Genomic DNA, 7528 nt, shown 5'->3' with positions numbered 1-7528 from the left:
GTCCTGTGGTCCAAGGGCAAGGTCGTCTCGATCCTGCCGCTCCTCGACACGGCCCCCGAGCCCCTCCCGACGCTCCCTGCCGGCAAGGCCACGATTCGCCGCGGCTCGAAGGGCGCAGTCGTCGCCGAATGGCAGGGCATCATCCGCGTGATGACGGACGGAGATTTCGGCCCGAAGACCGAAGCCGCGACCATCGCCTGGCAGAAGGCTCGCGGGCTCGTGCCCGACGGCGTGGTTGGTCCGAAGACCTGGGCGCTCGCGGCATGAGCCCGCTCGAAACGGGCGAGGCCGCCGTCGAATACCGCCCAGGCTCCTACCGCCTTCTCAAGCCCGGCCAGTTCGTCCGCTGCGCGGTGTCAGCCGAACCCATCCCGCTCGATCAACTCAGGTACTGGAGCGTCGAGCGGCAGGAGGCCTACGCCTCGCCAGTTGCAGTCCTCGCGAGGACCAGTGAGGCTGGTCCGGCTCCCAGCGGTGGTGCCTAGGCAACCTAACCGGCTGAAGGCGCGGACTTGGGCAGGACGAAGATCAAGGCCACATCACGGAGATGATCGGGGCAGGTTCGCCCGGCTTCGGCTTCCGCGGTCAGGGCATAGACAAGGCTAAGCCGCTGCTCGGTCGTCAGTGCCAGAAACGCCAAATCGGCAGCAGATGGAAGAACGACGGACTCATATGCTGCCGAAATCGCGGCTGCGGTTTCTGGGCCAAATCGGCGGGTTAGGTCGTCCGTTTGGCCAGTCGGCAAGCGTGTCTCCATCGACGGCGTGAAGCCGCCGCCGGCTCGATAGGCCGCATCCGGCCAAGCATCAAGACCATCCCACTCCCGGCGGCACCCGGGCATCCGCGGAGATTTCGGCCCGAAGACCGAAGCCGCGACCATCGCCTGGCAGAAGGCTCGCGGGCTCGTCCCGGACGGCGTTGTCGGTCCGAAGACCCGTGTCCCGACGGGTTCTCAATTAGACGCTGTTTGCGCTTGTCGGGCCAAAAAAAGGATAGCTGCTGATTTTAGGTTGATAAGATCTCGGCGATCTTCCTCAACTTCTTCGATAAGAATTGCAATCAATGACTGTATCTGCTCGTCAGACAGGCGATTTAAGTCACGAGCACTAGCCGACGAAGCAATTGCCACGCAGTATGCCTCGGACATTGCCCTGAACGTGCGCCCGCCGAAACGCGCTGTCAGCTCAGCTGATCTGTCACTCAACACGCAGTGACCCCGCCATTTGGTGCCGCTGCCTCTTAGTCGATTTTGCCGAGCCTGCAAACCCGCGCCGGCAACTGAACCCTCACTTCAATCGGAGACCACCATGCCCCGCTTCCTCGCGGCGATGGCGCTCGCGCTCGTTGCGGCCCTCGTCTTCCATCCGGTCCTCGCACAGGTCGCGCCGGCCGGTCCGCCGCCCGTCGTCATCCACCTGCGGCCAGAGACAGTGTCTTGAGCCGCTGAAGCGCCCGGCTGGCTTCATCCACCATGAGCGGATAGAGGCCCGAAGCGAGTTGCTCGACAGTCGGGGCTTCCGGGATCACTTCACATGCGGCGATGACATCGTCCGCCGCCAGGGCGAGCGCGGTCGTGGAGCCGCCCAAACCCACGATCTGCCGTGCCGCGACACCGATGTTGTGGAGCGTGGTTTCGTCGCCGCGGCCTGCGGACAGCGCTGCAATTCCACGCGAGATGTCGACGAGCCGATCCGCGATCTCCCGGCGGCTGCGCGTCGGCTCCTTCGGCCGTCGCCCCGGATCCGGATAGCGATCGGCGCCATTGATCCCGATATCCTGCCCGGTCCGGCGAGCGATCTCGACCGCGACTTTGGCCCAGAGGCGAGCGTCGGCATGATCCCGCCGCCCACGCGCCTCCCGCGCTCGCCGCCGGGCCGCGGCATAAGCCATCTCCCCCGTCCAGTTCATGAGGTCCGTCGCCTCGCGCGCGACTCGTTCGCGGAACGCGCGGCGGCGGGCGAAGAAGATGGCGATCCAGGCGCGCATGCCGTCATGCTATCGCGTCGCTGAACCGTGTCCAGGTGGGAATCGATCCTAACGGCCTGGGAGACCGCGGCGCCTGGGCCGGAGTTCGAGACCTGACTGGATGCAGAGGGGAGAGAGGGTGTAGTTTCAACTACTCCCTCGGCGAAGAGGAACTACGTCCTACTCAACCCGCCGGAGCGACCGCCGAGGAGGTCGAGGGGCAGGCTCTCTGCCGGTCGGAAACAAGCTGTAGATCCGGCGACGCCTTTCTGCCTCGGTCATCGTCTCGTCGAAAAGGATGCGAGCAATCCGCAACAGCGTGGGGTCTTGCATGCTGACTTCCTCCGGCCTCGAATCGGGTCGGAGAGAGTTTCGGACGACCCTGCACAGGCCGCACCGCACAAGCCATTTCGGAGATCCGACGTCGGTACGGCGGGGACGATTGACGCCCGGTCGCACGCGTCTAGAACGCCGCGATGCCAATCGCATCCGTCGCCGAACTCGAAGCCCTCCTCGGTCGCTTGAAGGCGGAGCAACATGCCGTCATCGACGCCGCTGCTCGGCAAGGCGGTACAGTTCATCGGGCGGACCTCCGCTCGATCGCCGAATTGGAGAATGCCATCGCGGCCGTAATCGCGCTGATCGATGAGCGCCGGGCGTAGCATCCGCAGGAGGCTTTGGACGAGGGCAGTCCACCCGGTTCAATCGAGGTCGGTCACCTCATGGAGCGCTCTGACCCGATATGCCGCGGGCCAGTCATAGGCGATCCGATCGGAGTGATCCGAGGGGGCCGCTCCGCGTTCTGCTTGCCCCAGGTCGACAGGCGCACCGGCGGTGAAACGGCGAGCCTGACGCTCCCTACAATCGCGCGCCTTGCTCCTGCCGCCATCGGCGCCCATATTGCTTGGATCGCCATGGTGATCGCCCCGAGGGGCTTGAGCACCGGCGGCAGTTTCGTCGTCCGTCCCGGCACATAGTCCGGCGCGCGATCGAGACGATGAGGCGCCCGCCCGAGAGATCGGAGCGGGCGTTTTCGTGGGTGCGGCTCCGCGTCTGTTGTCCTCGGGACGCTTCCATCAAATCGGACCGTCCGCGCGAATCGTCGATATCGGAAGATGACTTCCTTAACCCATAATGAGATGGGTGAGCCTTGGTGATGCGGGCTCTGCCCCTCATGCCTGGAGATGGGGGGCTCGATGGGATCGGTTTCGTTCACATATGGCAGGGATTACGATCCATCACAGTCCACATCTTATTTGATGCCAACGAATTACAGTTTCATATATGTCGGCCCCTACAAATATTCCCCTAGTTTCTCGTCCGGCACGCCCGTCGATGTTCTTAGGCTTACGGTTTTTCATACCGGCTATAACGGAAACGATGGAACCAATATATATGCGCCGAGCACAGCATCGTATGGGTTTTTCATTAATTTGTCGGATTCGATCGTCTCCACTCGTTTGATCGGGGGGGCTTACGCCGACATTCTGCGCGGCGGCATAGAAGACGATGTCCTGGAAGGCGGTGCGGGAGGCGATACTCTCGAAGGCGGGGATGGCATCGACACGGTTAGCTACGAGCACGCCAGTGGCGGAGTGGTTGTCTTTCTTGATCCGAGCATGTGGTCGGGTATGTCCGGCGATGCCGCCGGTGACACCTTCTCCTCGATCGAAAACGTCCGCGGCAGCGCCTTTGATGATGTCCTGGTTGGCGACGGCGCAGCGAATCTGCTGGAAGGAGGCGGCGGCGATGATCGCCTCGATGGCGGCCTCGGGGCCGACACGATGTATGGCGGCGTAGGCAACGACATCTACTATGTCGACGATGACGGCGACGTCGTCGTGGAACTCGCCGGCGAAGGGATCGACCAGGTCCGCACCACGCTCGACAACTATGTCCTCGGCGACAACGTCGAGAACCTCTTCCTGATGGGAAGCGCCGATCTCAGCGGCACGGGCAACGAGCTCGACAACATCCTGATGGGCAATAGCGGCGCGAACACCCTCTCGGGCGGGGCCGGCGACGACCGGCTCGACGGGCGGGCCGGGGCCGACACCCTCGTCGGCGGGACTGGCGACGATACGTATTACGTCGACGATCTCGGCGACGGCATCGTCGAGGCGGTTGGCGAGGGCTACGACACCGCTATGCTGAGCGTCGAGGGTTACGTCCTCGCCGACGGCGTCTCGATCGAGCGCCTGATCCTGCGCGACGGCATCGTCTCGGCGAGCGGCAACGACCTCGACAACGTCATCCAGGGCAATGCGGGAGACAACGTTCTGTCCGGCGGGGCCGGGCGCGACACGCTGCGAGGCCTTGCCGGCGATGACGTTCTGATTGGCGGCGAGGGCATCGACAGCCTGTTCGGCGGAGCGGGCGCGGACACCTTCGAGCTCACCGCGACCACGGCCGACCGCGACATGATCCGGGACTTCGTCGCGGGCGAGGACACGCTCCAGATCAGCGCCTCGCTCTTCGGCGGCGGCCTGATCGCCGGGGACGAACTCACGCCCGAGCAATTCGTGCTGAGCACCACGGGCCGGGCGACCAGCGCGACGGATCGGTTCCTCTATGTAGAGAGCAAGGGCCATCTCTACTACGATGCCGACGGCTCCGGCCGGGACGAGGCCCCGCAGCTCATCGCCGTCCTCACGACCAACCCCGCGCTCACCTCGGCGCATTTCGACATCGTCATCTGAGGCGGGCAGCGACCTTCCCACGACAGGAAAGCGATGGGCGTATTGGACGAAGCGCCCGTCGCGTGCTGTTTCGACCGCGGGCCGGTCGGGGGGAGCGGATACCCGTCGGCGGTGCAATGCCCAGCACGCCTGGTTCAACTCCAGGCCTGGCCGTCCATTAGTCCGCGGGAGATTCGGTCGGCGGGAAAATCGATCGGAGGCTCGTCCGGAAGCGCTCGCACAAGAGCATCTCGTAGCCCCGAATCTGGGCATTCAGGTCGCTCACGCGCTTCCTGTACTCGTCGGGACTCAGCTCCCAACGGCTGAGAAATAGCTCCTCCCGCCTCCTATACATCTGAGCGATATCGGTCTTGAGGTGGAACATCATTGGCCCTTTTTGGCCCCAACGACGGCCGGCATGAGTTTGTTTCCGGAGCGATTTCGGACCAATAACAAATATTGCGGCTGAGCAAATTCGGTAGCTTAATCGAACGTAGAAAACTTTCCTAAATCTCGCATAAAACCATCGTCGCTGTTCCTAGCTGAGACCGGGGGGGCTGCGGCTGGATCGGCTACGGGACGCCGTCGGAAGGGCCGCGCGAGGCTGCCGACACGGCGAGAATGTCTGGTATCTTGGACTGCTTCCGAACCGTATCGCAACGTACGCCTTGACTCGGGCAACTGGTCACCTCATCGCTTCAAGCATCCGTCTGGTAGGAAACGCAATCTAGCCGGCGGTCGTTGGAGCGGCCAATGGCCTTCTGCATAAGTGGGACGGGCAAAAACGGCCCCCAGGCTGCAACTCGTCAGCGGGCATCGAGTGCGATCGTCCTCGCCTTCAGGTGGGAGATCGCCGGCGTCCGGAATGTTCGGATTAAGGACAGTGAACGGGCGCCGGAGTCGCCAGAGGGAATGCGGCTTCGCCTCTACGGCCGACAGCAATCTGATTGATTGGCCAGATGCAGATGCGAAGAGAGATCGAATAGAATTTCTCGAGATCCGAGTGTTGCCTTGCGTCGCGGCGATCCTTTCCGCGCCTCCGGGGCCGAGCCTCTTGGGTATGGGTGAGCGGCTCGGCTGATGGGCGGTTCTCCCGATCGGATTTAGCGCGGTGACGAGGGTGGCACTCGTAGCATTGCGCGAGAGCGAATGAGGTCGCGCCGAGACAATTCAGAAAAGACAATTGAAATAAAAAACTCCTAGCCACGCTAACGATGCTTTTACTGCGATCTCGCGACAAACGTCGACTTGCGAAACTAAGCAGATCATCGTCGATTGATCCATCATGCCAGCTACGATGCCGTGCCAGAACATATAGATCATCGCGCCTCATAGCGCTCAATGTATTTCCGTATGTACATGGCATCAAATATGGAAGGGATTACTCATATGGGCATTCTCAGCGGAACCTCTCCTGCAGTCATACTCCACGACGTCGCCAAGGATGCCGTCGGAGACGGCGGGATCGTCGACAATCTTCTGAACGACCAAGGGACGATCGGCATCGAGCCGAGCCTTAACGATCCTGGTACGGTTCTCGGGGACATCACCGGACCGAGCGGGGTTATCGACGATCTTTTCAACGCCGACAGTCCAATCGAAGCCATTGCCCACGATTTGGTCGGTCCTGGTGGCGCGATCGACAATCTGGCGAACGACGATGGCCTGGGCCTGCAGTACATCTTCGATCCGACATCGGTCACCGGGAACATCCTGGGACGCAGCGGCGTCGTCGACGATCTGCTCTTCTGAACGACGAGGCCCGAAACCGCGAAGCCCGTCGCATCTGGAGCGCCGGGCTTCGCATTGGGTCATTTCCGCCATGAGAGCGCTGCAGCCGTACCGTGGTCAGGCCTGCTCGTGCCTTTCTCGACCACTGGCGTGGGCCTACTCTCCTGTCCGGTTCATCAGAGCGGCCGTGTCGCACTCGATAGCATAGCCAACGTTGCGGCGGCGACAGATGAAGCGAAACGGCAGTTGGGCTAACCGATCAAGCTCTCAGCGAAGTCCTCCGGGACCTCGCCGAACGTCTGGATGATCGAGATCGAGGCGACTTCGCCGGTCTCGTCATCCGCGACGACGCTGATCGCGGCTGAGCCGGGCACGCGGGTCGCCAGCGCCTCGGCCCGCTTAAGCGCACCGTTCTCCGTCGGCGCGACATCCTTGGCGCCGGGCACGAGCCGGCCGCGCTTCCGCTCGAACGCTTGGACGATGAAGGTGGTCTTGTTGGCCATCTCGCGATCCTGCCACGGCTCGGCTACGCTCGCCAGCATGTGCAACCTCTACAGCGTCACGACGAACCAGGAGGCGATCCGGCGGCTGTTCCGGGTCGACCACGACCTGACGGGCAACCTGCCGCCGTTACCGGGCGTGTTCCCAGACTATGCGGCGCCGATCGTTCGGGTCGATGGAGACGAGCGCGTCCTCGCGATGGCGCGCTGGGGCATGCCGTCGAGCCGGAAGGCGCTCATGGACGCAGCGAGCTCCCGCGCCGACAAGCTCCGCGCGAAGGGCCGCGAGGTCGACTTCGACGAGCTCCTTCGCCTGGAGCCTGACAAGGGCACGACGAACGTCCGGAACACGGCGAGCCGGCACTGGAAGGCCTGGCGCGAGCCCACGCATCGCTGCCTCGTCCCCTTCACCTCTTTCAGCGAGTTCAACAAGGCGGCCGACGGCGACATCTGGTTCGCATTCGGAGAGCACCGTCCGTTTGCCGCCTTCGCCGGGATCTGGACCCCGCAATGGACCTCGGTGCGGAAGGTCAAGACCGGGCCGGAGACGATCGACCTCTTCGCCTTCCTGACGACCGAGCCGAGCGAGCCGGTCGCGTCCATCCATCCGAAGGCCATGCCGGTCATCTTGACGACCGAGGCGGAGCGTGACGC

Annotated in this window: 9 protein-coding genes; 7 read left to right on the top strand and 2 right to left on the bottom strand. The window is 63.3% G+C overall.

From position 1 onward, the window contains the following. The 4 genes from EV668_RS25150 to EV668_RS25525 form a co-directional block, all read left to right on the top strand. On the top strand, positions 1-267 hold a 267-nt coding region (locus EV668_RS25150; protein ID WP_133767926.1), incomplete at its 5' end, for a peptidoglycan-binding domain-containing protein. Further along, positions 264-485 carry a DUF2093 domain-containing protein gene (locus EV668_RS00515; protein WP_133767925.1) on the top strand — a complete coding sequence of 74 codons (222 nt, stop codon included), beginning with the start codon at positions 264-266 and terminating at the stop codon, positions 483-485. The genes EV668_RS25150 and EV668_RS00515, both read left to right, overlap by 4 nt. 354 nt (positions 486-839) lie before the next feature. Next, positions 840-1214: a peptidoglycan-binding domain-containing protein gene (locus EV668_RS25530; protein WP_133767928.1), complete on the top strand. Its 375-nt coding sequence runs from the start codon at positions 840-842 to the stop codon at positions 1212-1214. A 93-nt stretch (positions 1215-1307) separates the two neighbouring features. Next, positions 1308-1439, top strand: coding sequence for a hypothetical protein (locus tag EV668_RS25525; RefSeq protein WP_280960078.1), 132 nt, complete (start codon positions 1308-1310; stop codon positions 1437-1439). Here EV668_RS25525 and EV668_RS00505 read toward each other — a convergent pair. Next, positions 1408-1908 (bottom strand): hypothetical protein, encoded by a 501-nt coding sequence (locus EV668_RS00505; protein WP_166652294.1) that lies wholly within the window; start codon positions 1906-1908, stop codon positions 1408-1410. The genes EV668_RS25525 and EV668_RS00505 overlap by 32 nt on opposite strands. 1253 nt (positions 1909-3161) lie before the next feature. On the opposite strand from EV668_RS00505, the gene EV668_RS25520 reads away from it, so the two are divergent. Both EV668_RS25520 and EV668_RS00490 read left to right on the top strand, forming a co-directional pair. Next, entirely contained in the window at positions 3162-4664 is a 1503-nt protein-coding gene (locus EV668_RS25520; protein WP_166652293.1) for a calcium-binding protein, read from the top strand. Positions 4665-6032: 1368 nt separating this feature from the next. Further along, positions 6033-6395: a hypothetical protein gene (locus EV668_RS00490; RefSeq protein ID WP_133767921.1), complete on the top strand. Its 363-nt coding sequence runs from the start codon at positions 6033-6035 to the stop codon at positions 6393-6395. Between the two features lie 230 nt (positions 6396-6625). Here the strand turns inward: EV668_RS00490 and EV668_RS00485 are convergent, their stop codons facing one another. Beyond that, positions 6626-6877, bottom strand: a complete 252-nt coding sequence (locus EV668_RS00485; protein WP_133767920.1) for a hypothetical protein — start codon at positions 6875-6877, stop codon at positions 6626-6628. A gap of 37 nt (positions 6878-6914) precedes the next feature. Between EV668_RS00485 and EV668_RS00480 the strand changes: the two genes are divergently transcribed. Then, on the top strand, positions 6915-7528 hold a 614-nt coding region (locus EV668_RS00480; RefSeq protein WP_133767927.1), incomplete at its 3' end, for an SOS response-associated peptidase.

Source organism: Enterovirga rhinocerotis (assembly GCF_004363955.1).
GTDB classification, from domain to species: Bacteria; Pseudomonadota; Alphaproteobacteria; order Rhizobiales; family Beijerinckiaceae; genus Enterovirga; species Enterovirga rhinocerotis.
This window is presented reverse-complemented; position numbering and strand designations above follow the sequence as displayed.

Excerpts from the sequence above, each read along its gene's own strand:
- EV668_RS00485 (WP_133767920.1), bottom strand. The coding sequence starts at position 6,877 with ATGGCCAACAAGACCACCTTCATCGTCCAAGCGTTCGAGCGGAAGCGC.
- EV668_RS00490 (WP_133767921.1), top strand. The coding sequence starts at position 6,033 with ATGGGCATTCTCAGCGGAACCTCTCCTGCAGTCATACTCCACGACGTC.
- EV668_RS00515 (WP_133767925.1), top strand. The coding sequence starts at position 264 with ATGAGCCCGCTCGAAACGGGCGAGGCCGCCGTCGAATACCGCCCAGGC.
- EV668_RS25525 (WP_280960078.1), top strand. The coding sequence starts at position 1,308 with ATGCCCCGCTTCCTCGCGGCGATGGCGCTCGCGCTCGTTGCGGCCCTC.
- EV668_RS25520 (WP_166652293.1), top strand. The coding sequence starts at position 3,162 with ATGGGATCGGTTTCGTTCACATATGGCAGGGATTACGATCCATCACAG.
- EV668_RS00505 (WP_166652294.1), bottom strand. The coding sequence starts at position 1,908 with ATGAACTGGACGGGGGAGATGGCTTATGCCGCGGCCCGGCGGCGAGCG.